We start from the raw sequence: 26539 nt of genomic DNA, 5'->3' as shown, positions 1-26539 counted from the left end.
GGTTAAAGATCCCGGCCAACCCTACGCCGACTCCCCCCGATCGGCGGTGCCGACTGCGGTCGCCGCGGCCGGGCGGTCGGTGCTACGCGTCGTCCGTTTCGGGTTCGTCTGCGTCCTCGTCCGACTCGGCGTTGCCCGCGCCGCCGTCCGGATTCAGCCGGAGCCCCATCTCCAGTTCGAAGCTCTCCGCGTTGGAGGTCTCGAAGCCGATCTTCTTGTACAGCGAGACAGCGGCGCGGTTCCACCGCTCGACGGTGAGCCACACCTTCCGGACGCCCTCCGTCTGTCCGTACCCGAGGAGCCCGCGGATCAGGTGGGTCCCGATGCCGGCCCGCTGGTACGTCTGGTGGACGAAGATCGCGAGTTCGTTCGCGTCTTCGTCGGGGACGAGGGTGGCGTGCCCGGCGACCTCGCCGCCGCACCACGCGATCACGTTGAGACAGTCGTCGCCGAGGATCGCGTCTAACCACTCGCGGATCCGCGCCTCGCCGCCCGGCGGGATCCCCTGTGCGCGGTCGGCCGGGTCGAAGTCGTCGTACATCTCGACGAGCGACTCGTACTCCTCGTCGGTCCCGTCGTACGGCCGGACCTCGACGGTCCGGTCCTCCCCGTCGGTGAACTCCGTCGGCGGCGCGGGGAACTCGTCGGCCACCTCGGCGGGGTATCCTCGGTCGCTCATCTGACCAGCGTCACGGACGTTTTTGCGTTGAGCAGTACGAACTCGGCGATCGACCCGATCGTGATCTTCCCCATCGGGCTCGTGTGTCCGCCGCCGAGGACGATCTGATCGAACCCTTCGGACTCGGCGATCTCAACCAGCCGGCTCCCCGGATCGCCTTCGACCTGTCGGACCTCCGCGTCGAGTCCCGCGTCGGCGACCGTCGACTCCGCCCGCGTGACGATCTCGTTCGGGTCGACCGACGAGTCCGGATTCTCGACGACGGCGACCGTGAGATCGTCGTCCGCGACCGCGGCGCGTTCGACGGTCTGATCTAACGCACGGAACGAGTCCTCGCTGCCACCGATTCCGCAAAGCACCTTCATATCTCCACGTCCGCACGGTGGTACAAAAAATGGATCTCCGATGACGGTGGCAGCCACCGACAACCCTTTTATCCGGGGAGAAACCCATACAGCGTATGAACGATTCAACCGATCCCGAATCGGAGCGGGGATCGGAGCCCTCCGGCGAGCGCGGCGGTTCCGCGCCGGAGGCCTCGCAGACGAGCGATCAGCCCCAGCAGGCGGTCGACGAGACGGCGAGCGGGCGCGTCAGCGACGAGGCCCAGCGCAGCGACACGAACGACGACGAGGCCGAGGACGGCGCCAGCGACACGAACGACGAGGACAGCGCCCCGGCGGGAGACGACGTGCCGCCAGAGGTCCGCAAGTACGAGCGGTTCAAGAAGATGGACGGCGCTCGCTACGAGCGCGTCAACGAGTTCCTCCGCGACCGGACGTACATCACGGCCCGCGAGTGGGCGATAGCGCGACTCTGCGCCGACTTCCGGACCGAGACGGGCGTCGAGATGACGAAGATCGGCGAGAACCTCCCCGAACTGGTCCCGTTCATGACGGACACCTACACCCCGCAGGCGGTCAATCAGGCGCGGTACTCCTTCGAAGAGAAAGTGACGAAAGCGGGCGCGACGTTCCTCTACGGGGCGATGTCGGGCTTTTTCACCGCCGAAGACTTAGACGAGATGATGTACGAGGTGACCGAGGTCGCGAAGTTCCTCTTGGAGGTCGAGGGCGTCGACCTCGCGGTCGCCGACGAGCTCGAAGCGGAAGACCGAATCAGCGAGGTGATGCGCGAGGTGCGCGCCTCCTCCGCGGACCTCCGGGGCGAAGAGGTCCGGTGTCCCGAGTGCGGGCACGTCCACGAGTCGAGCGAGGAGTAGTGATGGAGCGATTCCCGGAGGCGCTCGAAGGCATCCCGGACGCGGTCGTCATCGTCGACAGCGAGGGCGTCGTCCGCGCCGGCAACAGCCGGATCGAGGCGAACCTCGGATACGCGCCGGACGCGGTGGAGGGAATGTCCCTGGAGTCGCTGTTGTACGACCCCGACGACGGCACGGCCGGGGCGGAGCTACACCAATACATCCGCGACCCACAGCCGCGCTCGATGGCCGCGAGCCTGGATCTGCACGCGTCACGCGCGGACGGGACCGAAGTCCCCGTCACGATCAGCCTTGGGCCGTTCGAGCAGGGCGGCGAGCGCTACCTCGTCGTCACCATCGTCGACGTCAGAGAGAAGCGCGCGCAAGAGGCCGAACTGCACCGCCGGACACAGACGCTGGAGGCGCTTCACGAGGCGACCCAGGAACTGCTGAAGACGACCGACCGGGAGTTCGCCGCGGAGGCGGCGGTCGAGTACGTAGAGGAGGTGCTCGGCCATTCGATCGCGGCGATCTGGCTGTACGACGACGACCGCGACGTCCTCGCTCCGGCGGTGTGGACCGACACCGCTGAGGAGATCGTGGGCGATCACCCGACCTTCGGTCCCCACGACCCCAGCATCTCGTGGGCGACGTTCGAGTCCGGCGACGCGGTGTACGTCGCCGACACGCACGCCGAGACGGACCGTCACAACCCGGACTCGCCGATCCTGAGCGAGCTGATCCTCCCGCTCGGCCGGTACGGACTGCTCGACATCGGCGCGACGGAACGAGACGCGTTCGACGAGACCGACCTCGCCGTCGCTCGCCTGTGGGCCGCCACCGTCACGATGGTGTTCGTCCGGATCGAACGCGAACGCCAACTTCGCGTCCGCGAACGCGAGATTCTCCGCGAGCGCGACCGCTTAGAGGAGTTCGCGAGCCTCGTCTCACACGACCTCCGGAGCCCGCTCAACGTCGCCGCGGGGAACCTCGACCTGCTCCGCGAGAAACTTCGAGGCGAGGACGGCGACGCCGCCGAAGTCGACGCGCTGGCCCGCGCGCTGTCCCGGATGGAGGCGCTCGTCGAAGACATGCTGGCGCTCGCGAGACAGGGCGCCGCCATCGACGAGACCGAGGCCGTGTCGCTGGCCGCCGTGGCGACGGAGTCGTGGGAGGCCGTCGACGCCGGTGACGCAGCGATGGTCGTCGCGGACGACCTCGGCCTGCAGGCCGACCGGAGCCGGCTCCGACAGGCGCTCGAGAACCTGTTCGCGAACGCCGTCGCTCACGCCGGGGACTCCGTCCGCGTCGAGGTCGGCGCCCTCGCCGACGGCGAGGGGTTCTACGTCGTCGACGACGGACCGGGAATTCCCGCCGACCGCCGCGACGAGGTGTTCGACGCCGGCATCTCGACCGACCCGGAGGGGACGGGGTTCGGCCTCAAAATCGTCTCGGAGGTGGCCGACGCCCACGGCTGGACGCTCACCCTCGGCGACGGCGACGCGGGCGGCGCGCGCTTCGAGTTCCGAGGCGTCGACGTCGCCGCGGACGAGTGAGCCTCGGGCGGTGCCGTTTATAAACAGCGACCCGACGCCGCGATTCGCTATAAACCGACGCCGCGATCAGTTATAAATCGAGCGCGTGATGCGTCACCGCCTCGGCGCCGGACGCGCCGTCCGCGTCGACGTCGAGCGTCGCGACCCTGAACGTCTCGTCGGCGCCCTCGACCGGAATCGGGAGGCCGCCGGGGTTTATCCGGACCGTCCCGTCGCGCTCCTCGACGCCGTGCGCGTGGGTGTGCCCGTGAACCACGTAGTCGTAGTCGCCGCAGTCGACGAGCGCGTCGACGACGACGCCGCTCGTTCCGTGGGTGACGGCGATGTCGACGGCGCCCTGCTCGCCGCGCGCTCCCTCGCCGCCGAGCGAGAGGGTCCCGGCCTCGCCGAGGTACGTCCCGAACGACTCGACGGTCGACTGTACCGCCCACTCCCCGTCGTTGTTGCCGCGCGCGGCGTAGAAGTCGACTCCGTCCATCTCGAACGGAGTCACGGAAAAGGGCGCGACGAAGTCGCCGCAGTGGACGACGACGTCGACGCGCTCGCGTTCGAAGGCCGCTACGGCCGCCTCGACGGCGGCGAGGTCGTCGTGAGTGTCTGAGACGAGACCAACGCGCATGTCACAGCCTCACGGGGGACGCGAATAAATCCCCCGCCGATACGGATTCAATAGTATAGACGCCGCCCGAGTGACGAATCAATAGTTTTTGGTAGGGTGGTTTCAGATCTTGCGCCAATGGTAGAGCACACCCGGACGCTCGATTTCAAAATCGCCTACGCGATCGGGCTCGGGACGATGATCGCGGCGGGGATCTTCTCGCTTTCGGGCACCGCCGTCGCCGAGATCGGGAGCAGCGCCGTCATCGCCTTCGTCCTCGCGGCGATCGTCGCCGGCCTGACCGCGGCGTCGTACTCGGAGTTCGCGTCGATCTACTCCGAGAACGGCGGCGGCTATCTGTTCTCCTCGCGCACCTTCGAACACGACACCCTGATCTACGTCGTCGGCGCCATGCTGTTTTTGGGCTACACCGGAACCACCGCCTTCTACCTCGCGACGATGGACGAGTGGGTCATTCGATTCATCCTCCCAGAATCGCTGCACTTCCTCCCGCACGGGACCTCCGGCGTCCTCGCGGCCCTGTTGCTCGGCGCGCTCAACGCCAGAGGGACCGAAGAGAGCGGCACCTTCCAACTGTTCGTCACGGGCGCGAAGGTGGCCGTCCTCTTAGCGTTCGTCGGCGGCGCGGTCGCGTTCCGAGGCCCGGCGGTCGCCGCAGACACCTTCGCCGCCGGCTTCACGACCGACCCGGTGGGGATCGTCTCGATCGCGGCGCTCGCGTTCATCACCTTCTTCGGGTTCTCCGCCATCGCGGCGAGCGCCGGCGAGATCATCGAACCCCGCCGGACGGTTCCGCTCGCAATCGGCGCGAGCATCCTCACGGTCACGGTCCTCTACGCGCTCGTCATCGTGTCGATGGTCAACTCACCGGTCCCGGCCGAGGTGATCGCACAGGAGGGCGAGACCGCGATGGGTCGCGTCGCCGCCGGGTTCCTCGGCCCCGCGGGGCGGTCGCTCATCGTCGCGGGAGCGATCTTCAGCATGGTGAGCGCGTCGAACGCGAGCATCCTCGCGGCGAGCGGGATCGGGTCGCTGATGGGCCGGCAGGGGCAGGCGCCGCGGCCGTTCTCGCGGATTCACCGGCAGTACGGGACGCCGTTCTGGAGCGTGATGTCCGCCACGGGGGTCATCGTCGCGCTCATCGTCGTGTTCATCGGGCTCTTCCCGGCCGAGGGGGGGCTGATCCCGTTCGACCTCACCGTCACGCTGCCGGCCGTCGGACAGCTCACGCTCACGGAGCTCGGACTGACGACGCTCACCGGCTTCGCCACGCTGAACCTCCTCCTGCCGCTCTCCGTGGTGAACATCGCGCTCATCTACTCGCGGCGCCGGTTCCCCGACATCGAGCGCGGCTTCAGCGTGCCGGGCGTCCCCCTGGTCCCGATCGTCGGCGTGATCGCGAACGTCGGACTCATCACTAACCTCCCGCCGAAGGGCGTCCTCGTCGGCAGCGTCCTCATCGTCGGCGTGCTCGCGGTCTACCTGATCTGGGGCGGCGAGCCCGACATGGACGAGCTGTACGAGGAGGTCGTCCCGTCCACGCCCTCGACCGAGACCGCCGCGGGAGCCGGCGCCAACCTGACGGACGAGGCGGCAACCGACGCGACGGCCTCGGAGACGCCCGGAGACGACTCGTTCCGCATCCTCGTTCCGGTGGCGCGCCCGGAGCGCGCCGTCAGATACGTCCGACTGGCAGCGTCGATCGGGCGGTTCCAGGAGGGCGAGCCGTTCGTCGACGTGATGACGGTCACGCAGATCCCGGAACAGACCCCCTACGAGGCGGTCGAGGAGGTCACTCGCGGTCGCGTCACGCGGATTCAAGAGCTGCTCGCCGCCGAGGACCTCGACGTGTCGTACGCCGTTGAGGGCCACACCTGTCGCGACGTCGGCTTCGACATCGTCCAGACGGCGCGAAACGAGGAGTCCGACCTCGTGTTGATGGGCTACCCCGAGGAACACACCGAGGTCGCCGAACACGTCGAGTACAAGTCGCCGTGCGGCGTGCTGTTCGCCAGCGGCGTGGTCGACCCCGACGCGCTCGACGTGGTCAACGTCGGCGCGGGCGGCGGTCCACACCACATGGACCTCCTCTCGATTATCAACCGGATGGGCGAGCGGGGCGCGGAGATAAACGTGATCAACATCACGCCCGAGGGCGGCGAGGGGCGCCCGGAGAACACGGAAGCGACCGTCTCCGGCCTCCCCGACGCGTCGACGGTGCAGATACAGAACATCACGGCCCAGACCATCGCCGACGGCCTGGTCGAACAGGCGAGCGAGAACGGGGGGCTCCTCCTCATCGGCGCCACCCGAACGCGTCGGCTCCGCCGGCGCGTCTTCGGGAGCACCCCCGACAACGTGATCCAACTCGCCCGCGGGAGCGGGCTTCCGGTGTTGGTGTACTCCAGTCCGCGCGGGGTCCAAGGCCCCATCGAGGAGTACGTCTACCCGGTGTACCGGTACCTCCGTGGAATCCAGCGTAGCCCGACGCAGGCCGCGGAGTCGGAGACGGGCGAGTAAGGCGTCGCGCCGCCGGCGAACTATATTCGACCCCGGCGAACTATCCTCGACCCCGACGACTCACTCGTCGATGCTGCGGTTCCGGCTCAACCAGCCGTCCGCCTCGGCCGCTAGGTCGCGCACTTCGCGCCTGATCGCGGAGTAGTTGTTGACGATGTCGCCCGTCGTGAGGATACCGACCGGCGTCATGCCGTCGACGACGACGAGCTTTTTGACCTCCTCCGTGCGCATCCGGTCCGTGGCGACCCGGAGCGTCTTCGTCGGTTGCACGGTGACGAGCGGGCTGCTCATCGCCTTTCGAAGCGGGATCTGTGAGAGCGGGTCGTCGGTGACGTACCCGGCGTACAACACGTCGGACTCGGTGGCGATGCCGGCCGGCGACCCCTCGTTCGTGACGACCACGCTGCCGACGCGGTTCCTGAGCATCCGCTCGCTCGCGTCCCTGACCGACGCACCGGCGTCGCAGGTGACCAGATCCGTCGTCATCACCTCCTCTACGAGCATACCACGCCCTACTCGGAGCGCCTACTTGACACCGAGGGTCGGGCCGGACGCGCTCGCGGCCCTCACTCGGCGCGCCACGGGCCGCCGAGCTCGTCGCGCGTCATCGAGTCGGCGTCGCCGTCGCGGAACACGCTCACTCGCCCCGTCTCCTCGCTCAGCGTCACCGTCGCGACGACCTCCGGGCGGACCGAGGTCTCGATGGCGCTCATGTGTCGCGACCCCATCCACGGTTCGTAGCCCACGTCGTCGACTAGCTCCGTCTCGTCGCGGCGAGTCCCCAGATCACGGAACCGGACCATCTGCGCCTCGATTTCGCCGTCGACCGCGACGACGACGCCGCCGTCCTGCTTGCGGCTCACGGACTCCGCGGCCTCGATGAACCCGTCTTCGGCGAACGTCGTCGAGCACCGCGTTCGCGGCCACGTGTTGTCGCCCATCGGGTCGGCGTAGGCGCCGTAGTCGCGGTCGGCGACCACCGCGAAGTAGAGTCCCGGCCCCTTGACGTGCGGTTCCTCCCACTCGCCGAACGAGAGGCTGACGTGTTCGGCACAGTAGGTCAGCCGGTCGATGACCTCTCGGACGCGTTCGTGGCTGCCGTACTCGACCGCGAGGTCGCTCATTCGACCCCCTCCGTTCGGCGACCGGCGTTGTCGGGACTGCGCATACGTTCACGACGGGCGGGGCGCATATAAGGGGTGCCGGATCACCGCCACTGAGCGAACAGGCTGGCGTCGAACCGGTCCGCGCGGACCAGCCCCACGCCGAACGCGACGGCGACGGCGGCGGGGATGAGATTCCCGTACCAGAGGTTGATCCCGCCCCAGAGGATCACGAAGCTCACCATGTCGTCGAGCATGAACTCGCAGTTGCGCAGCCGGTCGCCGAGCGCGTCCAGCGAGAACGCGCGGTCGAGCGTCACCACCGCGACCGTCGCGGACAACACCCAGCCCGCGTAGTTCGAGAGCGGGACGCCGAAGAAGGCGCCGCCGCCGAAGCTCCAGAACCCGAGCGCGACCGCGCCGGGATCTAAGACCACGTCCATCGCGACCACCGCGGCGATCACGGTCGCGAGCCGCAGCCAGCCGTTCGCCGCCCGCGAGCCGAGCAGCAGCAGACAGAGCAGGTAGGCGTTCACCACGAGCGGGATGAAGAAGACGGGGAGCGCGACCGGCACCCCGCCGAGCATCGGCCCGAGGCTGACGGTGTACTCGAAGGAGCCGTACGGCCAGCCGGTGGCGACGCCGAGCAATTCGATGGCGTAGGTGTAGGCGATGAGGACGCCGATCCAGCCGAGAGCGCGCCGGTCTATCGCCGGCAACACCCCGACGACGAGCGGGGAGCGCATCACCAACACGCCGAACAGGACGAACCACGGGTTAAACGCGAACGGGTCGGGGACCCACCCCTCTGCGCTGCCGACGAGCGCGAGCGCGCCGACGAGCGGGAAGAGCACCGCGATGGTAAAGCGGTTCTCGCGGACGGTCCGGTCGAGCAGTCGCTCCGCCTCCCCGCGCGTGTCGGGGAGCCGGGCGCGGAGCGCGTCGAGGCCGCCCGAGGTCGGGGCGGAGCCGCCGGGGTCGCTCACGCGAGCGCCTCCGAGAGCGGGTAGACGCGCCACAGGCCACCCATCGCCAACAGGGTGCCCACGGCGGTGTTCAGCGCCGGGAACCACCAGTACGCGCGGTCGACCGCGATCGACGACCGGGCGACCCACGCCGCGAAAATCGGGTACACCGAGAGGAGCGCCCCGAGTCGCACGTCGACCGCGGCGAAGGCGGCGGCGGCGGCGACCCAGCAGGCGATACAGTACGCGAACGTCCGCCCCTCGCCCAACACGGTCGCCGTCGTCCGGATCCCGGCGGCGCGGTCCGGCTCGATGTCGGGGATGGCCGAGAACGTGTGCATCCCCATCGCCCAGAGCCACGCGCCCGCGAGCGCCGCGACCGGCGGGTGCGACCCGGTCACGGCGGCGTACGCGGCCGCGCCGGGGAGGATGTAGAGCCCGTTCGAGACGGAGTCGAGGAACGGGGTCGTTTTAAACCGGACCGGCGGCGTGCTGTAGGCGGCGCCGAGCAGGAGAAAGCCGGCGAGGTACGGCCACGCGACGGGCGGCGTGGCGGCGAACGCGACGAGCCCGAGCGCGAAGGCGAAAGCCACGGCGAGCGCGACGGGGCGACTCCCCTGCCAGCGCGCTTCGCGGCCCTCCTTTTTCGGATTTAACTCGTCGATGTCGGCGTCGAAGGCGTCGTTGACGCCGTATAAAAAGACGTTCGCCGGCACCAGGAAGTACCCCGCGAGCCCGACCGTCATCGGCGTGAACAGCCCGCTCACGTCGGAGATGCCGTAGGTGACGCCGACGGCGACGGGGCCGGCGAGGTAGAGCCAGAACCGCGGTCGCGACAACACCAGCAGGTACCGGAACAGCTCGGACATCGAGCGTCGGTCGGTGGGGGTCGCGGTGTCGCTCACGGCTCCGATCACGTGGCGTTGGTCACCGACTCCGCGGTCAGCTGTCCGCTGATGAGACACATCGGGACGCCGATGCCGGGGGTCGTTGTCGACCCGGTGAAGTAGAGCCCGTCGACCGTCTCCGAGCGGTGCGGAGGCCGGAGCAGCGAGGTCTGCCGGAGCGTGTGTGCTAAGCCGAGCGCGCTTCCTTGGTAGCTGTTGTAGCGGTCGGCGAAGTCGTCGACGCAGAACGTCTCTTCGAAGACGACGCGGTCGTGCAGCTCCGTGCCGGTGTTCTCGGCGATGTCGTCTAAGACGAGGTCACGGTACTCTGCGCGCAGTTCGGGCGTGTCCTCCAGTCCGGGGGCGATGGGGACCAAGGCGAACAGGTTGCTGTGTCCCTCCGGCGCGACCGTGTCGTCGGTCTTCGAGGGGACACAGAGGTAGTAGGCCGGGTCGTCGGGCCAGGCGGGGTCGTCGAAGATCTGCTCGAAGTGGTCGTCCCAGCCGGTCGGCAACACCAGCGTGTGGTGTTCGAGGTTCGGCACGTCGCCCTCGACGCCGAGGTACAGGAGGAACGCCGAGGGGGCGTACGTCCGCGACTCCCAGTACTCGTCGCTGTACTGGCGTTTGTGTTTCGGGAGGAGTTCCTGCTCGGTGTGGGCGTAATCGGCGTCCGAGACGACCAGGTCGGAGAGGTACCGCTCGCCGTCTGCGGTGTCGACCGCGAACGCCCCGCGGCGGCCTTCGATCCCCGTCACCTCGGCGTCGGTGACGTACTCCACGCCGAGGTCGGCGCCGAGTTCGACGATGCCGTCGACGACGGCGCCGATCCCGCCCTCGGGGTAGTAGACGCCCATGTTGTAGTCGACGTGGCTCATCAGGTTGTACAGCGCCGGGGTGTTGTACGGCGACCCGCCGAGGAACACCAGCGTGTACTGCATCAGCTGTTGGAGCTTCGGGTGATCGAAGTAGCTCTCCACGTGCCCCTGCATCTTGCCCAAAAGCGAGAGCCCCCACGAGTAGCGGAGCACGTCGGTGTCGACGTAGTCGCGGAGCCGCGGGCGGTCCTCGTACACGAAGTGTTCCATCCCGATCTCGTAGGTGCGCTCGGACTCTTCGAGGTACTCCTCGAACGCCTCGCCCGCGCCGGGCTCGTACTCCTCGAAGAGCGCCTTGTTCGCCTCGCGATCGGGCAGCACGTCGACCTTGTCGCCGTCCTTCCAGAACACCCGATAGTGCGGGTCGAGCCGCTCCAGTTCGTAAAACTCCGACTGCTCGCGACCGAAGTGTCCGAAGAAGCGCTCGAACACGTCCGGCATCAGGTACCACGACGGCCCCATGTCGAATCGGAACCCGTCGGCTTCCAGCCGGCTCGCGCGCCCGCCGAGCTGTTCGTTCTTCTCTAAGAGGGTGACGTCCGCGCCGGCGTCGGCGAGGTAGCACGCGGTCGAGAGACCGCCGAATCCGCCGCCGATCACGATGACGGATTCGCCGGCCGCGGCGTCGATATTGGGGGCCACGTCCATGGATCGCCGTACGGGCGGCAGCGGTATAAATACCGGCCAGACGCCCGCGGAATTGCGGCAACGGCGGCCCGGATCGCCCCCGAGTGGGTACGCCTAAGTCGGCGACGGCCGTACCGGATATCTACATGGATCTCACGGTCGCGATCACCGGCGCAACGAGCGGGATCGGGCGGGCGATCGCCGAGGCGTTCGTCGACGAGGGGGCGTTCGTCGCCGTCTCCGGACGCGACGGCGACGCGGTCGACCGAACGGTCGCGGCGTTGAACGAGCGCGCGGCGGACGGTGCCGGGACCGCGTGGGGAGCCCGCGTCGACGTGCGCGACGAGTTCGACTTAGAGCGCTTCTTCGAACGGGTCGCTCGCGAGGGCGGCCCGATAGACGCGGTGTTCGCGAACGCGGCGGTCTTCCACGGCGCCCCCGGCGAGCGCCCGGTCGACGAGACGAGCTACGCCGACTACGACGATACGATGCGAACCAACGCCCGCGGCGTCTTCGCGACGATAACCGAGGCGGTGCCGCACCTCGCCGAGGACGCGCGAGTGATCGTCCCCTCCGGCGGGATCGCCCACGAATCCCGGCCGGGAATGGGCGCGTACGCCGTCTCGAAGGCGGCCGCCGAGGCGGTCGCGCGCGGGTTCGCGGCCGACCTCTCGGTGACGGTCGGCGTCGTCGATCCCGGCCTCGTCGCGACCGACCTCACGGGAAAAGAACGCGCCCGCGACCCCGAGAGCGTCGCGCCGCTCTTCGTCTGGGCGGCGACCGACGTGCCCGCCGAGGAGGTAAACGGCGAACGGCTCGGCCTCCGGGAGTGGAAGTCGGCGACGCGGTGAGGAGGCCGTTCTACTTTTGAACTGACGCGACCGGCCTCAGGGGCGCGGTCGACGCGGCGGTGAACAGACCCAAGCGGCTGTAGCTCTTACCGACGGTAATGCGTTCACGACTCCGGGCGGCGGCGGTCCGGCTCCGCGGCGCGCTCTCCCGCCTCGGCGGCGCGACCGCGGACGCGCTCTCCCGCGCCGGCGTCATCGACCGGGGACGGCTGCGCGAGACCCTCGATTTGGCGTGGCCCCGGATCGTCACCGGCTTCGCCATCATGTCGAAGAACACGGTGGATCTGGCCGTCGTCGGCGTCGCACTCGGCGCGCCGTCCGTCGCCGGGTTAGCCTTCGCGTTCGCCTACTGGCAGCTCGCGAAGTTCGTCTCTATCGGGCTCGCGGGCGGCACGGTGTCGCTCGTCTCGCAGAACTACGGCGGCGGCGAGAGCGACCGCGCCGCGCTCGTCGTCAAGGCGTCGCTGCTCGTCGCCGTCGCGCTCGTGGCGCCGCTCATCGTCGCGTTCGTCGCGTTCGCCGAGCCGCTGATCGCGCTCGTCGGCGGCGAGGGGACCGCGCTCCGGGCCGGCAGCGTCTATCTCGCCGTCACCGCGCCGGCGCTCGCCTTCGAGTTTTTCAACATGATCGCGAGTCGCACCTACGCCGGCGTCGGCGACACGGTCACGCCGATGGTGCTGCGGGCCGGCGGAGCGCTTTTAAATGTCGTGCTCACGGTCTGGCTCGTCCTCGGGGTCGGTCTCGGGGTGTTGGGCGCGGGGCTCGGCACCGCCGCCTCCATCGTCGCCGTCGGCCTCGCGCTCTCGTGGGGGATGACCGGCCGGTCGTACTTCGGGCGCGGCGCCTCGCCGGTTCCGATCGGTCGCGGGGGGCCGTGGATCGACGGGGAGCTCGTCCGGCAGCTCCTCCGGGTCTCCGCTCCGCTTATCGGCCGCCGAGTGGCCGAGGGCGTGGCCGTCTTCCCGCTCCTCTGGATCGCCTCCTCGTTCGGCGACGCGACCGTCGCGGCCCTCGAAGTGGGACGGCGCGTCCGGGGGTTACTCGGCAGTTTCAGTTGGGGCTTTTCCATCGCCGCGAGCACCCTCGTCGGCCAGCGGCTCGGCGCGGGCGAGGAGTCGCTCGCGACCGAGTACGGGCGCGACGTGATCCGGCTGTCGGCGCTCGTCTACGTCGTCGCCTCCGCGGTGGTCCTCCTCGCCGCGGGCCCGATAGCGGGCGTGTTCGTCGACGACCCCGCCGCCGTGGCCGCGACCGCGACGTTCGTCGTCGTCGCCGCCGTCTCCGCGATACCGCTCGGCGTCGACGGCTCCGTCACCGGATCGCTGCGCGGCGCCGGCGACACGCGGTGGCCGTTCCTCGCCTCCATGGTCGGCCTCTACGTCGTCGCGCTTCCCGCCGCGCTGGTCGGGCTGGCGACGCCGCTGGGCGTCGGCGGGCTGTACGTGGCGGTGATCGCGGAGAAGCTGGTGCCGGCGGGGATCAACCTGCGGCGCTTCCGATCGAACCGCTGGCAGGCGGTCAGCCGGCAGTACCGTCCGGAGGGCGCCGACGCCCCCGACGACGCGTCGGCGAAGTGACCGACCGCCTTACTCGTCGTCTGCGACTGATTCGAGGACCTCGACGCTGCCGGTGAGCTGCCGGTGGACGTACGGCATGTCGATGCCGGCCTCGTCGAACGCCTCCTTCACCGCGGTGACGTACTCGGAGCGAACGCGAACGAAGTCGCCGCGACCGGGCTCGTCGATCCACCAGCGCGACTGGAGGCCGACGGCAGAGTCGCCCAGTTCGACGACGCGGACGGAGGGGGCGGGGTCGTCGAGGATCTCCTCGTGGGCCGCCGCCTTCTCGACGATGATGTCGGTCGCCTGCTCGATGTCGTCGTCGTACCCGATCCCGAAGACGAACTTCTGGCGCAGCGTGTCGTACGCGACCGGGTTGGTGACGGCGTTGTTCGCGAGGTCGCCGTTCGGCACCGTGATCCGCTCGTTGTCGAAGGTGCGGACCCGCGAGACGCGCAGGTCGATGTCCTCGACGCGCCCGCTGTTCCCGTCCCACTCGATCCAGTCGCCGACCTCGAACGGCTTGTCTTTTAAGATGAAGACGCCGGCGACGAAGTTCCCGAGCAGGTCCTGTGCCGCGAAGCCGACCGCGAGCGCGATGGCGCCGCCGAAGACGGCAAACGCCGAGAGGAACGCGCCGTACCCCGCGATCGTGAACCCGATCGCGACCGCGGCGACCCACACGACCGCGTTGGCCACGCTCTTCGTCAGGCTCCGGACCGCCTCGTCTAACCCCCGCGACGCGATGGCTCGGTCCACGCCGGGCACGAAGACCGCCTTCCCGATCACCAGGGTCGCGGCGAAGCCGACGACGAACAGCAACGCCGTTATCAGGAACCCGAACGCCGTCGCTGCAATCCCCGTCAGTCCGAACTGTAGCGGTAGCATCGTCACCCCATTTCGGAGTGTACTTAAAGAAAGTACTGGCAGCGCAGTTGTTTACCCGCGGTCCGGCGCCGCGTCCGCTCGTCGCGGCACCGCGGTCAGTCGCCGGTCCGCACGTCGCGGCCCCTCGACTCAATCGCCGTGCGACGGCCGAGGAGAGAGCGGTCCGTCACCGCGCGCGACCGCCCTGAGTCGTCGACCGTGCGGGTCGTCCGCGCGCATCCGGTCGCGGACCGCCGCCGGCACCCACGCGTCGCGGTCGCTCGGCGTCGCGTGCGCCTCGACGCCGGCCGGCCTGAACTCGTCGGGGAGGTACCGGACGTAGGTGGGGAGTCGCTCGCGCAGCGCCATCCCGCCGGCGTCGGCGACCTCGCGGAGTCCGTCGAGGTCGGGCCACGCGTAGTCGGGGTTGATGTAGTCGTCCGTCACCGGCGAGACGCCGCCCAGGTCGTCGATGCCGCAGTCGACGAGTTCTGCCGCGGGCGAGAGGTTCGGCGGGACCTGCACCGACACTGCAGCCGGGAGCGCGGCCCTGGCCATCGCGACCACGCGACGCATCGTCTCGACGCTCGGCTTCGCGAAATCCGACCGTTCGTTCGGAACGACGTTCTGGACGATCACCTCCTGGACGTGGTCGTACCGCTCGTGTAGCGCGCGGATCGCGAGCAGGCTCTCGGCCCGGTCGCGCCAGTCTTCGCCGATACCGACCAGGATGCCGGTGGTAAATGGCACCCCCTGTCGGCCTGCGGCGCGGATCGTGTTGAGCCGCTGGCCGGGGGTCTTCCGCCGCCCGCCGCTGTGCGCGTCGACCTCTGCGGTCGTCTCCAGCATGACGCCCATCGAGGCGTTCACCTCGCGGAGGGTCGCGAACTGCGCCTCGGTGAGGTCGCCGGGGTTCGAGTGGGGAAGCAGCCCCTCCTCTAAGGCGATCTCACAGGCCCGGTAGAGGTAGTCGTGGATCGAGTCGAACCCCCACTCGTCGAGCTGGTCGTGGACCGCGGTGTAGCGGTCGTCCGGCTCGTCGCCGAAGGTGAAAAGCGCCTCCGTACAGCCGGCGTCGGCGCCGACCCGACAGCGCTGGCGTACCTCCTCGGGCGCGAGCAGCGACGCCTCGCCGGGCACGTCGTAGTACGTGCAGTACGTGCAGGTGTACCGGCAGGCGGTCGTCAGCGGGATGAAGACGTTCCGCGCGAAGGTGAGCCGATCGGCCGGCTCGACGTCGTCCGGGGTGACGGAGAGCAGTCGCTCGACGCGCGCCGGGTCGGGCTCGATGTCGATTCCGTACGCTTCGGCGGCCGCGAACACGTTCGGTTCTCGCCGCCCGGACTCAAAAAGGATCGCGGTCGCGGATCCGGGCGCGGCTCCGCGTCGCCTACTCCCGTCTCACGCCGACCCGGCCGTCCGCCGTGTCGAGCGCGAAGCCGGCGTCGGCGAGCCACTCCGCCGCCCTCCCCGCGTCGGCGTCGGCAGCCGCGTGAATCAGCACCTCCGCGAGGTCGCCCGGTTCGTCCACGTCGGTCGCGAGGCGATACGAGTCGACGACCGCGACCGAGAGCCCCGCGCTCGCGGCGATCTCGCGATGGTCGAGGTAGGAGGCGCCGTGGTAGTCGACCGAAAAGCGCGGATCGCCGGCGACGAACGCGTTCGTCCCGCCGCCGCGGCCGGGCGCCAGCGCGAGGTCGGCCTCGCGGCCCGCGTCGAACAGGTCGCGGAGCCGCTCGGGGGTCGCGAGCGCGAGGTCGGCCATCACCACCGCGACGCGCTCCGCGTCGCCCTCGCGGTCGCCCCCGCCGAGCCGCGCGTCCAGCGCCGCGTTGACCGCCGCCGTGAGCGGTCGGTCGTCGACGGTCACGCGACAGCCCACGTCCTCGTCGAGCGGGCCCGTCGCGAGGACGCGCGGGTCGCCGCCGGCGGCGTCGACCGCGTCGAGGACGTCTCGGAGCATCGCCCGCGCGAACCGGTCGCGCTCCTCGGCGTCGAGAACCGCGGAGAGTCGCGACTTCGGGTGGTCGGTCGAGAACGGAACGAGAACCTCCATCAGGAGGGGCGCGTTAGAACAGGGATTCCAGCTCGTCGCTGTCGTCGCTGACGAGTTCGTCGAGGTTCTCGTCGCTCTCCTCGCGGATCTCGTCTAAGTTGTCCTGCGCCTCGATGGCGACCTGCTGGAGCTCCTTGATCCGCGGGACGTTCGTGACGCCCGCGAGCAGGATGACGGTCGCGACGAAGCCGGCGCCGCGGTAGGGGTAGTCCCCGCCGCGGACCTCCATCGAACCGGTCTGCTCTTCGAGCCACTTCCGCCCGCGCTCGATACCTTTCCGGTTGAGGTACTCCGGCGGGCCGGCGAGCACGAGCAGCGCGCGCTCCGCGCCCTCGATCTCACAGGGCAGCGTGAGCCGCCCCAGCGCCGCCTTCCGGACGAGGCTGGTGATGCGGTTCGTGGTGTGTGCGCTGTCGAGTTCGTCGCCGCCCTCGTCGTTGCGGAGCCGCGAGAGCAGCCCGCCCGAGGTGCGCTCCTCGACTTCCTCCTCGGCGTAGCCCACGGTGGAGACGCCGCCGCCGGAGAGCGTGTTGATGATCTCCGAGGAGTCGACGACGCTCTCTGCGACCTCCTGGCCCTGCTGGATCTCGCCCGCGCCGAATAAGATTCCGAACCGCCGGACGATCTCCTCGTTGATCTCGGCGTAGCCGCCCTGGACGGACTCGCCCGTCTTCCGCCAGGCGTCGTTGTCGAACACCATCAGGTTGTCCACCTCGCGGACGAACGTCTGGAACGACCGGGCCGCGTTGAGGGTATAAATACCGCCCTCGTCGCTGCCCGGCAGGATGCCGAGGCCGTACACCGGCTCGGTGTAGATCCGCTTGAGGTGTTTCGCCAGCACCGGCGCGCCGCCGGAGCCGGTCCCGCCGCCGAGCCCGGCGACGACGAGGAACGCGTCGACCTCGTGGACCGGGATCGAGTCGATCGCTCCCTGTACCTCGTCGATGTCCTCCTCGGCGATCTCCGCGCCGAGCTCGTTGTCCGCGCCGACACCGTGGCCCTTGACGCGCGACTGACCGATGAGTACGCGCTGGTCCTCGGCGATGTGTTCGAGTCCCATGAGATCGGCCTTGGCCGTGTTGACGGCCGCGGCCGCACGAACGATCTCCGATCCCGTTCGCTTGTCGTACTCCAGGAACTTGTCGACGACTTTTCCCCCCGCCTGTCCGAATCCGATCATTGCAAGTTTCATCGTGTGCTCCCTCCGCCTTTGAAATGAACAGAGCGTGATCGTATATTTAAACCTTCGGTTGGCGTTACCACCATTGATACGGTGTGTGTCGGCGCGAACGGCGCCGCGGAACGGCCCGCAGTCACCGAATCGCCGTCGCGTCCGGCGGTCGGTCGCCTCATCGCACCCCGAGGTGGCCGCCGAGTGTCGTCAGATCCGCCGGATCCACGCCGAAGGCGGCCACGTCGTTGTCGGCCGTCGTGTTATCGAACTGTAACGAACGGTACTGGTCGGACCCCATCGGGAACCCCGGAACGGCGCCGAGGACGCCGAGGCCGATTCGGGCGAGCGGCATCGGAAGCGGCACGATCGTGATGCCCTTCTTCTCGGCCTCGTACACGAGGTCGGTCACCTGCCGGAGCGTCAGGACCTCCGGGCCGCCGATCTCGTACGTCTCGCCCACGTGGTCGTCGGTGTCGACGGCGTCGGCCAACATCGGGACGAGGTCCTCGACGTGGATCGGCTGGAACCGCGTCTTGCCGCCGCCGGGAAGCGGGTACAGCGGGACGCCCGGCGCGAACATCCCCTTGAGCCGCTTGGTGAAGGAGACGAACTCGCCGCCCTCGCCGAAGACGACCGAGGGGCGGAAGATCGTCCAGTCGAGGTCGCTGTCGCGGACGATCGTCTCCGCCTGCCCCTTCGCACGGATGTACGCGGTGTCGCCGTCCGGGTCGGCCCCGAGCGCGCTCAGTTGGACGAACCGCGTCGCACCGCCCTCCTCGGCCGCTCGAACGAGGTTCTGGGTGCCCTTCCGGTGGACCCGGTCGTGCATGACGTTGCCCCCCTTGGGCTCGAACAGCGGCGAGAGCGCGACCAGGTTCACGACCGCATCCTGCCCCTCGACCGCCCCGACGACCGATTCGTAGTCGCTGACGTCGCCCGTCGCGGCGGCGACGCCCTCCGGCGTGTCGCCCGGAGAGCGCGAGAGCGCCGTCACCTCGTGTCCCTCGTCGGCCAGCGCGCGACAGAGGTACGACCCGATGAATCCGGTTCCGCCGGCTACCAACAATTTCATGCACAGCCGATCGAGCGGAACGCCCGTAAACCTACCGCGATGTCAGACGCGCCCGCGGCGAGCGCGGACGCCCGGCGGCCGGCGGGTGCGTCACATCTCGGCCCGAGTCACGCCTCGTCGCCTGCGTCCGGCACCGTCAACACCGGCACCGGGGCGGTACGCACGGTGTGTTCGGCGACGCTCCCGAGGAGGTACCGCTCCACGCCGGTCCGCCCCCGCGTCCCCATGACGACGAGGTCGACGTCGTGGTCCGCGACGTAACTGTGGATCCCGTGGGCCGCGGCGGCGCCGACCTCGACGGCCTCGACGGCCTCGACGCCCGCCGCCTCCGCGGTCGCCGCCGCGTCTGCGACCGTCTGTTCGGCCCCCGATATCAGGGCGTCCACGCCGGCGTACCCGTCGGCGCCGATGATTCCGACGTCGACGACGGCGAGGGCGTGTACCGTCGCGCCGTCGTGTCGGGCGATCTCCAGCGCCCGGTCGAAGGCGGCGCCGGCGCGGTCGCTCCCGTCGGTCGGCGCGAGGATGTTCCGGTAGGGGTAGTCGGCCGGCACGTCGTCGGGACCGATGCTGAGCACCGGCACGGGCGACCGGCGGACGACGCGCTCGGTGGTGCTGCCGAGGAGGAGCCGGTCGAGCCCCGTCCGCCCGCGCGTCGGCATGGCGATGAGGTCGGCGTCGCGGTCCGTCGCGTACGCGATGATGGTCTCGGCGACGCCACCCTGCTCGACCGCCGTCTCCGTCTCGACGCCGCGGTCCGCGGCGCGCTCCGCGGCCGCCTCGACGAACGTCTCCCCCTGCCGTTCGAGCACGTCGATGACGTCGCCGCCGATCCGCGTGACGCTGTCGTGGGTCGTGTCGGCGACGTTGAGGATGTGGACGGTCGCGCCGGTGTCGGCCGCCACGTCCAGAACGTGCCCGAACGCGGCGTCCGCCCCTTCGCTGCCGTCGGTCGGAAACAGGATTCGGTTGAACATACCCCCACGGTCGCGGCGTACAGATAAAAAGGTCCGCGGCGGGCGGACGCGTCGACCGTCTCGGTCGACAGCCCCGGCGTCAGGCGCCGTCTCCGCGCTCGTCGCCCTCGTCGCGCTCGTCGCCCTCGTCGCGCTCGTCGTCCCCGTCTCCGCGTTCGTCGTCGCCCGCCCCGCTGTGGCTCGCCTCGTCGCCGCTTTTACTCCCGTCGCCTGTGGTCTCGTCGCCGGTCTCTTCGATCCGAACGGTCGAGATCCGCGCGCCGTCTGCGGCCGTGACCGCGAAGGCGTAGTCGCCCGCGGTGACCGAATCGCCGACCTCCGGACTCCGCCCGAGCCGGTCGAGGACGAGGCCGCCGAGCGTCTCGAAGCCGTCGCCGTCGAACTCGGTTCCGAGCGCGTCGTTGACGGCGGACAGCGACACCGAGCCGTCGGCCTCGTAGGCCCCGGCACCGCTCTTCCGGACCGCGTGGTCGCCGCTCTCCGGGTCGAACTCGTCGCGGAGGTCGCCGACGAGCGTCTCGACCGCGTCCTCGACCGTGGCGATGCCCTCGAAGGCGCCCCACTCGTCGACGACCGCGGCCATCTGCCGGCGTTCGTCCCGGAACTGCACGAGCAGGTCGCTCAGCGACGTGGTCTCCGGGACGATCACGAGGTCGCGAGCGAGGTCGGCCGCCGTCGTCGACGCCTCGCCCGCCTCGCCGGCGCGGAGCACGTCCTTGGTATCGACGAAGCCGACCACGCGGTCCGCGTCGTCGGCCGCCACCACCGGGTACCGGGTGTGCCCGGCTTCGAGGACGGTGGCGCGGATCGCGTCGAGGTCGGCGTCGGCGGGGATGCTCGCCACGTCAGGCCGGGGGACCATCGCCTCCCGGACCACGGTGTCGTCGAGTTCGAAGACGGCGTTGACCATCTCCACCTCCTCGTCGTCGACGTGCCCCGCTTCTCCGGAGCGCGCGAGCACGCGACGGATCTCCCGCTCTTCCATCGTCTCGTCGGTCTCGGAGGCCGGCGGCACGCCGATGGCGCGCGTAAACAGGTTCGCCGTCCCGTTGAACACGACGATTCCGGGGGCAAAGAGGTAGTAGGCGAGCTTCATCGGGGGCGCGAGAAGCATCGCGACGCGCTCGGCCTGCGCGATGGCGATGGTCTTCGGCGCGAGCTCCCCGAAGACGACGTGGAGGAACGTGATGACGCTGAACCCGATCGCGAACGCGACGAGGTGGACGATGTTCGCCGGCAGCAGCGATCCCAACACCGGCTCGATCAGCGCCGCGACCGCCGGTTCGCCGATCCACCCGAGCCCGAGCGAAGCGATCGTGATCCCGAGTTGCGTCGCCGCGAGGTAGTCGTCGAGACTCCCCATCACGTCCGCCAAGGCGTTCGCTCCCGGACGCCCGTCGGCGACCAGCTGGTCGACCGAGGTCGAGCGGACGCGGACGAACGCGAACTCGGAGGCGACGAAGAAGCCGTTCAACACGACCAACACGAGCGCCGCGACCACCCGCGAGACGGAGAGCGCGACGGCTACCATCGGCGCCTCCGGGGCGTTCGAGCGCGACGGGTGCGGTCCACGTTGGTGACCATGCCGGCCGGTTCTCCCGGCGCCGTTAAAAAAGGTCTCCGTCGCAAGCCGGGCGGTTTATTTCTCGCCGCGCCGGAGCGCGACCATGCTGATCACGCTGGAGGGGCTCGACGGCAGCGGGAAAACCACCGTCTGGGAGGCGCTCCACGACGTGTATCCGGACGCGACGTTCACCCGCGAGCCGACCGACAGCTGGTACGGCGAAGCGGTCGACCGCTCCATCGCGGCCGACGACGCCGACCCGCTGGCCGAGCTGTTCTTACTGACGGCCGACCACGCGGACCACCTCTCGGGGACCGTCGCCCCCGCGCTCGCCGAGGACGCGCTGGTCATCTCGGACCGGTACTCGGACTCCCGATTCGCGTATCAGGCGGCGACGCTGGAGGCCAGCGACGTCGACCTCGACCGCCCGCTTGAGTATATAAAGGGAATCCACGCCGCGTTCTCGCGGCCGCCGGACGCGACCATCTACCTCGACTTGGACGCGCGGGAGGCCGCCGAGCGCGCGGGCCGCACCAACAAGTTCGAACAGGACGGCTACCTCGCCGCGGTCCGGCGAAACTACGAGCGGCTGATCGACGCCGAGCCGGACCGGTTCGTTCGGGTCGACGCCTCGCGGTCGCCGGAGGCGGTGCTCGACCAGGTAGAGGCGGTCCTCGCAGACCTGACGGCCGAGTAGCGATCGGGGCGCGTCGTCGCCGCGTCGCCGAGGTTAGTTCGTGTCCGGGAGCTCCACGTCGTCCGGCGAGGGGACGTAGAGGTAGTCGATGGTCGCCCCGAGGACGGCGGGGAGCGCGACGAGCAGCGCGATGACGAGCGTCGGGCTGCCGAGGTTGATCCCGGCGCCGACGTTGAGGACGCCGGCGAACACCAACATCGAAATCAACAGCAACATGGGAGTCAACACGAGCGTGTACACGATCGACCCCCACGACGTGTTCAGTCGAAGCCGGAAAAAGCGGGTCGCCACCCCGGCGATCACCGTGTGAACGACCACGAGTGCGGCCAGGCTGACGAACCCGAACAACGCGAGCATACTCCTCGTACGGGCTCCCGGCATTTGCCCCTATCGGCCGGCGAACGCGTCAGTCGCCCGCCGACTCAGAAGCCGGTGTCTCCCTGCTGGCGGGCCGCGTTAATCAGTCCCGTGAGCGGCGCCGTGTACTCGTAGCCGGGGATGACGCCCTGGACGTAGGTTCCTTCCACGAAGTCGATCAGCGCGCCGGCGTCGTTGACGCCCCGCCGCTCGTTGATGTCCGTCAGTTCGAACGCCACCTCGATCGCGTCGTCGCCGACGGTGACGCTCGGATCGAACTCGTGGTCGCCGCGGGTCACGCCCCCGACGTCGACGACGCGGAGCTCGAACGTCTCGGCCCAGCCCGCTTCGACCACGTCCGCGATCTCGTCGGCCGCGGTCGCCGAGAGGGTCGGCACCTCGACCCGCACGGTGAACTGCGTTCGGCCGTCGGCGGCGGGTTCGGCGCGAACCGACGCGTCGAACGGGGTCGTCTCTGCGGTCCACACGTCGTCGCCGGCGGACTCGAAGGAGCCGTGGTCGGCGAACGCGCGGCGCACGCGGCCGGGAAGTTCGGCGTCTCCCTCGGCTCCGGTCCCGCCTTCGGCCTCGCTCTCGCGGTCGCTCATACTCGAACAGTGGCGTCACGCGAGTAAAAACGCGTTGTGTCGGGGCTCGCCGGGCCGCGTTCCGGCCGCCGTTTGCAACCCACGCCGACCGGGGATCGATCGTCGGCCGTAGTCAAAGCGTCGCCCGCGGGCCGGCTCCACCCTCGGCTCGGCGTGCGGGCTGGTTTATACGGCCCGGCACCGGTTCCGGGGCAGTTCACTCGATGCTGAGGTCGCCGGCGTCGCCCGCGCTTTCGTCCCACTCCAGTTCGATCTCGAGTTCGATCTCCGAAGCGGATCCGGACTTCGACGTCTCTCGTTCGACTTCGATCTCGAACGCGACGCGTCCCGGCGGAGTGAGCGTCACCGACTCGGTACCGGCCTCAAGCGTGAACTCGGAACCGGAGTCGAGGCGGTCCGCGACGGTTCGCAGGTACGCTGCGACATCGGCGGCGGTCATGTCTCGCTCGAATTCGAATAGCGTCTCTTCGGGCATACCCCAGAGAGGGGGTTCGAGATATTGAGGTTATGCATGCGTCTGAAACGCTGGCCTTGCGCTCCGACGGGCTCGCCCGTGTCGACCCGCACGAGCGCGTGAGGCGGTTCGCGAGCGGTTCGTCGGCCGACGACCCGACGCAACGAAACGGGTCGCCGGTGGCGGAAAGGCTATCTGTCACGCAGCCCTCCGTTTTAGGCAGATCAAAAGGCAACGGATTTTTATACTTTTAGGCCGGCCTAAACTATATGCAACAGACACGGCGAACCCGTTTCGAACCCAACAGACAGACCTGACCGGTGACGATGGTTGGTCCAACACTCGTCGATATCAGGGAGCACATCGAGACCTTGGCCACCAGCGACGGCCGGTATTACGTCGCCTGCGGCCGTACTGGCGACCGGCCGGTGCCGGCGACCGGCAGTCGGTTCCCGGACCGGGCGACTGCGCGGGCCGCCGCTCGGGCGACCGAGCAGTATCGTTCGGCGCTGCGACGCTACGACCCGCAGGTCCCCTTCTACGACTTGATCGTCTGCGAGGAGTCGCCCCGAGACGGGGTGTTGACACCGGGCCGGAACTCGGAGAGCGAGACCCCACAGCGCCATCAGTCCGTGTGTACCGAGAACACCACGCCGGAGCGCCGCGAACTCGTCGAGTTCTGTCACCGCGTCGCCGGTGCGGTGTTCGAGTCGCTCCCCGAGACGGGGTACGACAGCGTCGAGCGCGCCGTGATGGACACCTACTTCGAACTCGCAGAGAGGGTCGGCGACCTCGACGAGCTCTGTCTGTGCCTGCTTGAGAGTCTCGCCGGCGAGCTTGACGAGCGCCTGTCTCCGGTAGACCAGGCCGAAGTCCTCGCCGACGCCGCGGTTCGGCTGGAGACACAGACCGACGGTGATGGCTCGCTCGACGGGACGCTCGAAGCGCTCAAGCGGCACGGATTCCTCGAGAGCTACACCCGCCCGCCGCACGCGGGTGAACGCGACGGCGAGACCGGCCCCGTCGTCGTGCAGGTCTCGGGGTACGCACTCTCGGCGCAGAACGACCGGCTCCCGGTGTTGCCGTTGACGCTCGAACTCTACCGGAACCAGGCGAAACGGCCTCCGCGGTCCGTTGCGGTGCGTACCGTCGACGAGGGGTGGCAGCTCACGGTCGTCCGCGGCGACACGGGCGCACACGGCGGGCTCGTGAGCGCTCCGATAGACGGGGTGGCGTGAGATGGCCGTCGAGACCTACATCGAGCAGGCGCAAGCACGCGTTCGCACCGAGCAAGCGGCCAGCGACGACCTGTTAGACGGCTACGAGGCGTTCATCCGGCGCATCCGAGAGCTACACGCCGATCGCACGCCGTCGTCGGCTCCGGGCTTCACCGCGACCGCCGGCGTCGCGTCCCCCTCGGTGAACGCCTCCGGCCCCGACCGCTGTCGAGCCGTCCGGACGGCGTTCGCAGAGACCGTTCGCCCCCACAGCGTTACACACGTCGAGGGAACCGAATCCCTGCTAGAAACGATCCGGCAGGAGCTTTCCGACCCCATCGCCGTGGCTCTGGCCCCGACGACCGACGCCTCGTTTACGCCCGAACTCAAACGGATGGTCCTCACAGAGGCGCAGTCTCGGCAGTCGGAAGCAACGGCGTTACAGAGCGCACTCGAACGCGAGGAGGCGGACCTGGAGGAGGCCGGCGCCGCGGTCGGCGAAATCACCGGCTGGATCGCCGAGACCGACGAGACGCCGCTAACCGTCGACGGGTTCGACGCGCTCCGACAGCGTCACCAGACGTTGGCCGCGCACCGCGACGCCTGTGGAGACGTGGCTCGCAACCGACAGCGGTTCCTCGCGGGGACGACGAACAACGGTCTCGACGCCGGTGTCCGTCACCGAAGCCTCACTCAGTACCTGTATCGAGAGTTCCCGGTCGACTATCCCGTGTTGGCGACGGTCGCGACACTCGAGGAAACGCTACGGGAGTGTCAACGCGCCGTGCGAGACCACGTGGTTCGGAGGGCCTGACCGATGCGGGACAGCGCACGTCGTCAGCGGGCGAACGCCTGGGCATGGGTGTACCGGTCTCTGTTCGGCTCCGAAGGTGGTGCTGCTGACGACTCTACGGAGGCGACCGACGGCGAACCGACCGACTGCACCGTCTCACGGGCGCAGTCCGACGAGCGATGAGCGGGGCGGCACAGTACCTGCTGGCCGTATACATTCTCGACCACCGGGACGACGAGCCGGTTCGAACGAGCGACGTGGCCGACACGCTGGACCGCTCGCCGGGGACCGTCACCGAGACGTTCCAGCGACTCGACGCGGACGGACTCGTCGAGTACGAGGCCTACGAAGGCGTGACGCTGACCGATGCAGGACGCGAACGTGCGACGGAACTGCACGAGGCGTACGTGGCACTGTCGTGGTTCTTCCGACGCGTTCTGGAGCTCGACGACTACGAAGCGGAAGCGATGGAACTGGCCGGGCTCGTGAGTCCGGACGTTGCGGAACGGCTCGCAGACACGTTGCTCGCGGAGACGGACGCACCGTCACCCGCTGACAGCGAGAGCGCCTCGGAAGGGTCCGACGAGGAACGCCGCTAGCGCAGTCGACGGACGAACCTCACGACCGAGCGGGGAGTTTAGGCGATGCGAAAAATTGGCTATTTGTGAATCCAATTCGGGCCTAAATTCGAGAAGTCAATAAAGAATCCCCGAGAAACTGGTTTTAGGTGGACCAAACAGCATAAATTTATGTCACTGTGATTCCAACCTGAAGGCGTAATGAGCGCAGAAGGACTCGAACGACAGACGCGTAGTTACCTGAGCAACGAAGTGCCCCAGATTCAACAACACGGCGGCAACTTCGAAATCCGCGACATCGACGAGGAGGCAGGGACCGCCACGGTCGCGATCGGCGGCGCCTGTTCGGGCTGCGGTATCGCCCCGATGACGATGAAGGCCATCGAGCGTCGACTCCCCGACAGCGTCGACGGTCTCGAGTCGGTCGAGGTCGTCCGGTCCGGCGGACCGAACGCCGCGGTGATGCCCTCGAAGACCGACGAGATGGACGAGATGGACGAGTACAAAGACTACAGTCCGCCGTTCTAGACGGCCACCGCTTTTGGCCGAGTGCAATCCACGCGGCAATCCGTCCGCGGGTTCCCTCGCGAGGCAGGTCGCTCACTCCGCGGGCGCTTCTGACACGAGTCCGAGACGGTCACGGGGGTCTCGTCCGTTCGTCGGTCGCCCCCGGTCGCTCG

At 69.0% G+C, this 26539-nt stretch carries 29 protein-coding genes; 11 read left to right on the top strand and 18 right to left on the bottom strand.

The window, feature by feature from the left end; genetic code table 11:
* Positions 1–82: 82 nt before the first annotated feature.
* Both DOS48_RS23200 and DOS48_RS23195 read right to left on the bottom strand, forming a co-directional pair.
* Complete coding sequence (locus tag DOS48_RS23200) at positions 83–679, bottom strand: GNAT family N-acetyltransferase (RefSeq protein WP_127117981.1); 597 nt, start codon at positions 677–679, stop codon at positions 83–85.
* The gene (locus DOS48_RS23195; protein WP_127117980.1) at positions 676–1044 is read right to left on the bottom strand and encodes a universal stress protein; all 369 of its coding nucleotides are present in this window, start codon (positions 1042–1044) and stop codon (positions 676–678) included. The genes DOS48_RS23200 and DOS48_RS23195 overlap by 4 nt, the downstream gene beginning before the upstream one ends.
* A gap of 95 nt (positions 1045–1139) precedes the next feature.
* Between DOS48_RS23195 and DOS48_RS23190 the strand changes: the two genes are divergently transcribed.
* Entirely contained in the window at positions 1140–1901 is a 762-nt protein-coding gene (locus DOS48_RS23190) for a DUF5806 family protein (RefSeq protein ID WP_127117979.1), read from the top strand.
* A gap of 2 nt (positions 1902–1903) precedes the next feature.
* Positions 1904–3436, top strand: coding sequence for an ATP-binding protein (locus DOS48_RS23185; protein WP_127117978.1), 1533 nt, complete (start codon positions 1904–1906; stop codon positions 3434–3436).
* A gap of 70 nt (positions 3437–3506) precedes the next feature.
* Here DOS48_RS23185 and DOS48_RS23180 read toward each other — a convergent pair whose 3' ends face one another.
* On the bottom strand, positions 3507–4055 hold the full coding sequence (locus DOS48_RS23180) for a metallophosphoesterase (protein WP_127117977.1): 549 nt from the start codon (positions 4053–4055) through the stop codon (positions 3507–3509).
* Positions 4056–4172: 117 nt separating this feature from the next.
* Between DOS48_RS23180 and DOS48_RS23175 the strand changes: the two genes are divergently transcribed.
* Positions 4173–6575, top strand: coding sequence for an amino acid permease (locus DOS48_RS23175; RefSeq protein WP_127117976.1), 2403 nt, complete (start codon positions 4173–4175; stop codon positions 6573–6575).
* A 60-nt stretch (positions 6576–6635) separates the two neighbouring features.
* On the opposite strand, the gene DOS48_RS23170 is transcribed toward DOS48_RS23175, so the two are convergent.
* From DOS48_RS23170 to DOS48_RS23150, 5 genes are all read right to left on the bottom strand, one after another.
* The gene (locus DOS48_RS23170; protein WP_127117975.1) at positions 6636–7079 is read right to left on the bottom strand and encodes a CBS domain-containing protein; all 444 of its coding nucleotides are present in this window, start codon (positions 7077–7079) and stop codon (positions 6636–6638) included.
* Between the two features lie 62 nt (positions 7080–7141).
* Positions 7142–7699: a diadenylate cyclase gene (locus DOS48_RS23165; protein WP_127117974.1), complete on the bottom strand. Its 558-nt coding sequence runs from the start codon at positions 7697–7699 to the stop codon at positions 7142–7144.
* A gap of 83 nt (positions 7700–7782) precedes the next feature.
* Complete coding sequence (gene cruF, locus DOS48_RS23160; RefSeq protein ID WP_127117973.1) at positions 7783–8664, bottom strand: bisanhydrobacterioruberin hydratase; 882 nt, start codon at positions 8662–8664, stop codon at positions 7783–7785.
* Positions 8661–9512 (bottom strand): prenyltransferase, encoded by an 852-nt coding sequence (locus DOS48_RS23155; RefSeq protein ID WP_244629396.1) that lies wholly within the window; start codon positions 9510–9512, stop codon positions 8661–8663. Before DOS48_RS23155 ends, cruF begins: the two co-directional genes overlap by 4 nt.
* 44 nt (positions 9513–9556) lie before the next feature.
* Positions 9557–11056, bottom strand: coding sequence for an NAD(P)/FAD-dependent oxidoreductase (locus DOS48_RS23150; protein ID WP_127117971.1), 1500 nt, complete (start codon positions 11054–11056; stop codon positions 9557–9559).
* Between the two features lie 125 nt (positions 11057–11181).
* Here DOS48_RS23150 and DOS48_RS23145 point away from each other — a divergent pair, with 125 nt between their 5' ends.
* Positions 11182–11886 (top strand): SDR family oxidoreductase, encoded by a 705-nt coding sequence (locus DOS48_RS23145; RefSeq protein WP_127117970.1) that lies wholly within the window; start codon positions 11182–11184, stop codon positions 11884–11886.
* Positions 11887–11984: 98 nt separating this feature from the next.
* Positions 11985–13463, top strand: coding sequence for an MATE family efflux transporter (locus DOS48_RS23140; protein WP_127117969.1), 1479 nt, complete (start codon positions 11985–11987; stop codon positions 13461–13463).
* A gap of 9 nt (positions 13464–13472) precedes the next feature.
* Here DOS48_RS23140 and DOS48_RS23135 read toward each other — a convergent pair whose 3' ends face one another.
* From DOS48_RS23135 to DOS48_RS23105, 7 genes are all read right to left on the bottom strand, one after another.
* Positions 13473–14333, bottom strand: a complete 861-nt coding sequence (locus DOS48_RS23135) for a mechanosensitive ion channel family protein (protein WP_127117968.1) — start codon at positions 14331–14333, stop codon at positions 13473–13475.
* 129 nt (positions 14334–14462) lie between these two features.
* Positions 14463–15635 (bottom strand): 7,8-didemethyl-8-hydroxy-5-deazariboflavin synthase subunit CofG, encoded by a 1173-nt coding sequence (cofG, locus tag DOS48_RS23130; protein WP_127117967.1) that lies wholly within the window; start codon positions 15633–15635, stop codon positions 14463–14465.
* A 67-nt stretch (positions 15636–15702) separates the two neighbouring features.
* Positions 15703–16368 (bottom strand): 2-phospho-L-lactate guanylyltransferase, encoded by a 666-nt coding sequence (gene cofC, locus DOS48_RS23125; protein WP_127117966.1) that lies wholly within the window; start codon positions 16366–16368, stop codon positions 15703–15705.
* A 13-nt stretch (positions 16369–16381) separates the two neighbouring features.
* Positions 16382–17560: a tubulin/FtsZ family protein gene (locus tag DOS48_RS23120; RefSeq protein WP_193308906.1), complete on the bottom strand. Its 1179-nt coding sequence runs from the start codon at positions 17558–17560 to the stop codon at positions 16382–16384.
* 157 nt (positions 17561–17717) lie between these two features.
* On the bottom strand, positions 17718–18614 hold the full coding sequence (locus DOS48_RS23115; protein WP_127117965.1) for a complex I NDUFA9 subunit family protein: 897 nt from the start codon (positions 18612–18614) through the stop codon (positions 17718–17720).
* A 107-nt stretch (positions 18615–18721) separates the two neighbouring features.
* A complete protein-coding gene (locus DOS48_RS23110; protein WP_127117964.1) occupies positions 18722–19591 on the bottom strand; it encodes a universal stress protein in 870 nt (289 codons plus the stop codon).
* Positions 19592–19670: 79 nt separating this feature from the next.
* Complete coding sequence (locus tag DOS48_RS23105; protein WP_127117963.1) at positions 19671–21122, bottom strand: hemolysin family protein; 1452 nt, start codon at positions 21120–21122, stop codon at positions 19671–19673.
* Between the two features lie 136 nt (positions 21123–21258).
* Between DOS48_RS23105 and tmk the strand changes: the two genes are divergently transcribed.
* Positions 21259–21852, top strand: a complete 594-nt coding sequence (gene tmk / locus DOS48_RS23100) for a dTMP kinase (protein WP_127117962.1) — start codon at positions 21259–21261, stop codon at positions 21850–21852.
* Positions 21853–21885: 33 nt separating this feature from the next.
* On the opposite strand, the gene DOS48_RS23095 is transcribed toward tmk, so the two are convergent.
* The 3 genes from DOS48_RS23095 to DOS48_RS23085 all read right to left on the bottom strand — a co-directional run bounded on the left by DOS48_RS23095 (position 21886) and on the right by DOS48_RS23085 (position 23292).
* Entirely contained in the window at positions 21886–22209 is a 324-nt protein-coding gene (locus DOS48_RS23095; RefSeq protein ID WP_127117961.1) for a hypothetical protein, read from the bottom strand.
* A 65-nt stretch (positions 22210–22274) separates the two neighbouring features.
* Complete coding sequence (locus DOS48_RS23090; protein WP_127117960.1) at positions 22275–22817, bottom strand: DUF5813 family protein; 543 nt, start codon at positions 22815–22817, stop codon at positions 22275–22277.
* Positions 22818–23013: 196 nt separating this feature from the next.
* Positions 23014–23292 (bottom strand): amphi-Trp domain-containing protein, encoded by a 279-nt coding sequence (locus DOS48_RS23085; protein ID WP_127117959.1) that lies wholly within the window; start codon positions 23290–23292, stop codon positions 23014–23016.
* A 305-nt stretch (positions 23293–23597) separates the two neighbouring features.
* Here DOS48_RS23085 and DOS48_RS23080 point away from each other — a divergent pair, with 305 nt between their 5' ends.
* From DOS48_RS23080 to DOS48_RS23060, 5 genes are all read left to right on the top strand, one after another.
* Positions 23598–24509 carry a hypothetical protein gene (locus DOS48_RS23080; protein WP_127117958.1) on the top strand — a complete coding sequence of 304 codons (912 nt, stop codon included), beginning with the start codon at positions 23598–23600 and terminating at the stop codon, positions 24507–24509.
* A gap of 1 nt (position 24510) precedes the next feature.
* Positions 24511–25302, top strand: a complete 792-nt coding sequence (locus DOS48_RS23075; protein WP_127117957.1) for a hypothetical protein — start codon at positions 24511–24513, stop codon at positions 25300–25302.
* A gap of 3 nt (positions 25303–25305) precedes the next feature.
* Positions 25306–25464 (top strand): hypothetical protein, encoded by a 159-nt coding sequence (locus DOS48_RS23070; protein WP_168654256.1) that lies wholly within the window; start codon positions 25306–25308, stop codon positions 25462–25464.
* A complete protein-coding gene (locus DOS48_RS23065) occupies positions 25461–25880 on the top strand; it encodes a metal-dependent transcriptional regulator (protein WP_127117956.1) in 420 nt (139 codons plus the stop codon). The genes DOS48_RS23070 and DOS48_RS23065 overlap by 4 nt, the downstream gene beginning before the upstream one ends.
* A 180-nt stretch (positions 25881–26060) precedes the next feature.
* Positions 26061–26387 (top strand): NifU family protein, encoded by a 327-nt coding sequence (locus DOS48_RS23060; protein WP_127117955.1) that lies wholly within the window; start codon positions 26061–26063, stop codon positions 26385–26387.
* Positions 26388–26539 lie beyond the last annotated feature (152 nt).

This window comes from Halorubrum sp. PV6 (assembly GCF_003990725.2).
Classification (GTDB): Archaea; Halobacteriota; Halobacteria; order Halobacteriales; family Haloferacaceae; genus Halorubrum.
The sequence above is the reverse complement of the archived record's forward strand: the minus strand, read 5'-3'. Positions and strand labels throughout refer to the sequence as shown.

What these genes read in the sequence shown, in the direction of transcription:
- DOS48_RS23200 (WP_127117981.1), bottom strand. Translation starts at nt 679, where the DNA reads ATGAGCGACCGAGGATACCCCGCCGAGGTGGCCGACGAGTTCCCCGCG.
- DOS48_RS23195 (WP_127117980.1), bottom strand. Translation starts at nt 1,044, where the DNA reads ATGAAGGTGCTTTGCGGAATCGGTGGCAGCGAGGACTCGTTCCGTGCG.
- DOS48_RS23190 (WP_127117979.1), top strand. Translation starts at nt 1,140, where the DNA reads ATGAACGATTCAACCGATCCCGAATCGGAGCGGGGATCGGAGCCCTCC.
- DOS48_RS23185 (WP_127117978.1), top strand. Translation starts at nt 1,904, where the DNA reads ATGGAGCGATTCCCGGAGGCGCTCGAAGGCATCCCGGACGCGGTCGTC.
- DOS48_RS23180 (WP_127117977.1), bottom strand. Translation starts at nt 4,055, where the DNA reads ATGCGCGTTGGTCTCGTCTCAGACACTCACGACGACCTCGCCGCCGTC.
- DOS48_RS23175 (WP_127117976.1), top strand. Translation starts at nt 4,173, where the DNA reads ATGGTAGAGCACACCCGGACGCTCGATTTCAAAATCGCCTACGCGATC.
- DOS48_RS23170 (WP_127117975.1), bottom strand. Translation starts at nt 7,079, where the DNA reads ATGCTCGTAGAGGAGGTGATGACGACGGATCTGGTCACCTGCGACGCC.
- DOS48_RS23165 (WP_127117974.1), bottom strand. Translation starts at nt 7,699, where the DNA reads ATGAGCGACCTCGCGGTCGAGTACGGCAGCCACGAACGCGTCCGAGAG.
- DOS48_RS23155 (WP_244629396.1), bottom strand. Translation starts at nt 9,512, where the DNA reads ATGTCCGAGCTGTTCCGGTACCTGCTGGTGTTGTCGCGACCGCGGTTC.
- DOS48_RS23150 (WP_127117971.1), bottom strand. Translation starts at nt 11,056, where the DNA reads ATGGACGTGGCCCCCAATATCGACGCCGCGGCCGGCGAATCCGTCATC.
- DOS48_RS23145 (WP_127117970.1), top strand. Translation starts at nt 11,182, where the DNA reads ATGGATCTCACGGTCGCGATCACCGGCGCAACGAGCGGGATCGGGCGG.
- DOS48_RS23140 (WP_127117969.1), top strand. Translation starts at nt 11,985, where the DNA reads ATGCGTTCACGACTCCGGGCGGCGGCGGTCCGGCTCCGCGGCGCGCTC.
- DOS48_RS23135 (WP_127117968.1), bottom strand. Translation starts at nt 14,333, where the DNA reads ATGCTACCGCTACAGTTCGGACTGACGGGGATTGCAGCGACGGCGTTC.
- cofC (WP_127117966.1), bottom strand. Translation starts at nt 16,368, where the DNA reads ATGGAGGTTCTCGTTCCGTTCTCGACCGACCACCCGAAGTCGCGACTC.
- DOS48_RS23120 (WP_193308906.1), bottom strand. Translation starts at nt 17,560, where the DNA reads ATGAAACTTGCAATGATCGGATTCGGACAGGCGGGGGGAAAAGTCGTC.
- DOS48_RS23115 (WP_127117965.1), bottom strand. Translation starts at nt 18,614, where the DNA reads ATGAAATTGTTGGTAGCCGGCGGAACCGGATTCATCGGGTCGTACCTC.
- DOS48_RS23110 (WP_127117964.1), bottom strand. Translation starts at nt 19,591, where the DNA reads ATGTTCAACCGAATCCTGTTTCCGACCGACGGCAGCGAAGGGGCGGAC.
- DOS48_RS23105 (WP_127117963.1), bottom strand. Translation starts at nt 21,122, where the DNA reads ATGGTAGCCGTCGCGCTCTCCGTCTCGCGGGTGGTCGCGGCGCTCGTG.
- tmk (WP_127117962.1), top strand. Translation starts at nt 21,259, where the DNA reads ATGCTGATCACGCTGGAGGGGCTCGACGGCAGCGGGAAAACCACCGTC.
- DOS48_RS23095 (WP_127117961.1), bottom strand. Translation starts at nt 22,209, where the DNA reads ATGCTCGCGTTGTTCGGGTTCGTCAGCCTGGCCGCACTCGTGGTCGTT.
- DOS48_RS23090 (WP_127117960.1), bottom strand. Translation starts at nt 22,817, where the DNA reads ATGAGCGACCGCGAGAGCGAGGCCGAAGGCGGGACCGGAGCCGAGGGA.
- DOS48_RS23085 (WP_127117959.1), bottom strand. Translation starts at nt 23,292, where the DNA reads ATGCCCGAAGAGACGCTATTCGAATTCGAGCGAGACATGACCGCCGCC.
- DOS48_RS23080 (WP_127117958.1), top strand. Translation starts at nt 23,598, where the DNA reads ATGGTTGGTCCAACACTCGTCGATATCAGGGAGCACATCGAGACCTTG.
- DOS48_RS23075 (WP_127117957.1), top strand. Translation starts at nt 24,511, where the DNA reads ATGGCCGTCGAGACCTACATCGAGCAGGCGCAAGCACGCGTTCGCACC.
- DOS48_RS23070 (WP_168654256.1), top strand. Translation starts at nt 25,306, where the DNA reads ATGCGGGACAGCGCACGTCGTCAGCGGGCGAACGCCTGGGCATGGGTG.
- DOS48_RS23065 (WP_127117956.1), top strand. Translation starts at nt 25,461, where the DNA reads ATGAGCGGGGCGGCACAGTACCTGCTGGCCGTATACATTCTCGACCAC.
- DOS48_RS23060 (WP_127117955.1), top strand. Translation starts at nt 26,061, where the DNA reads ATGAGCGCAGAAGGACTCGAACGACAGACGCGTAGTTACCTGAGCAAC.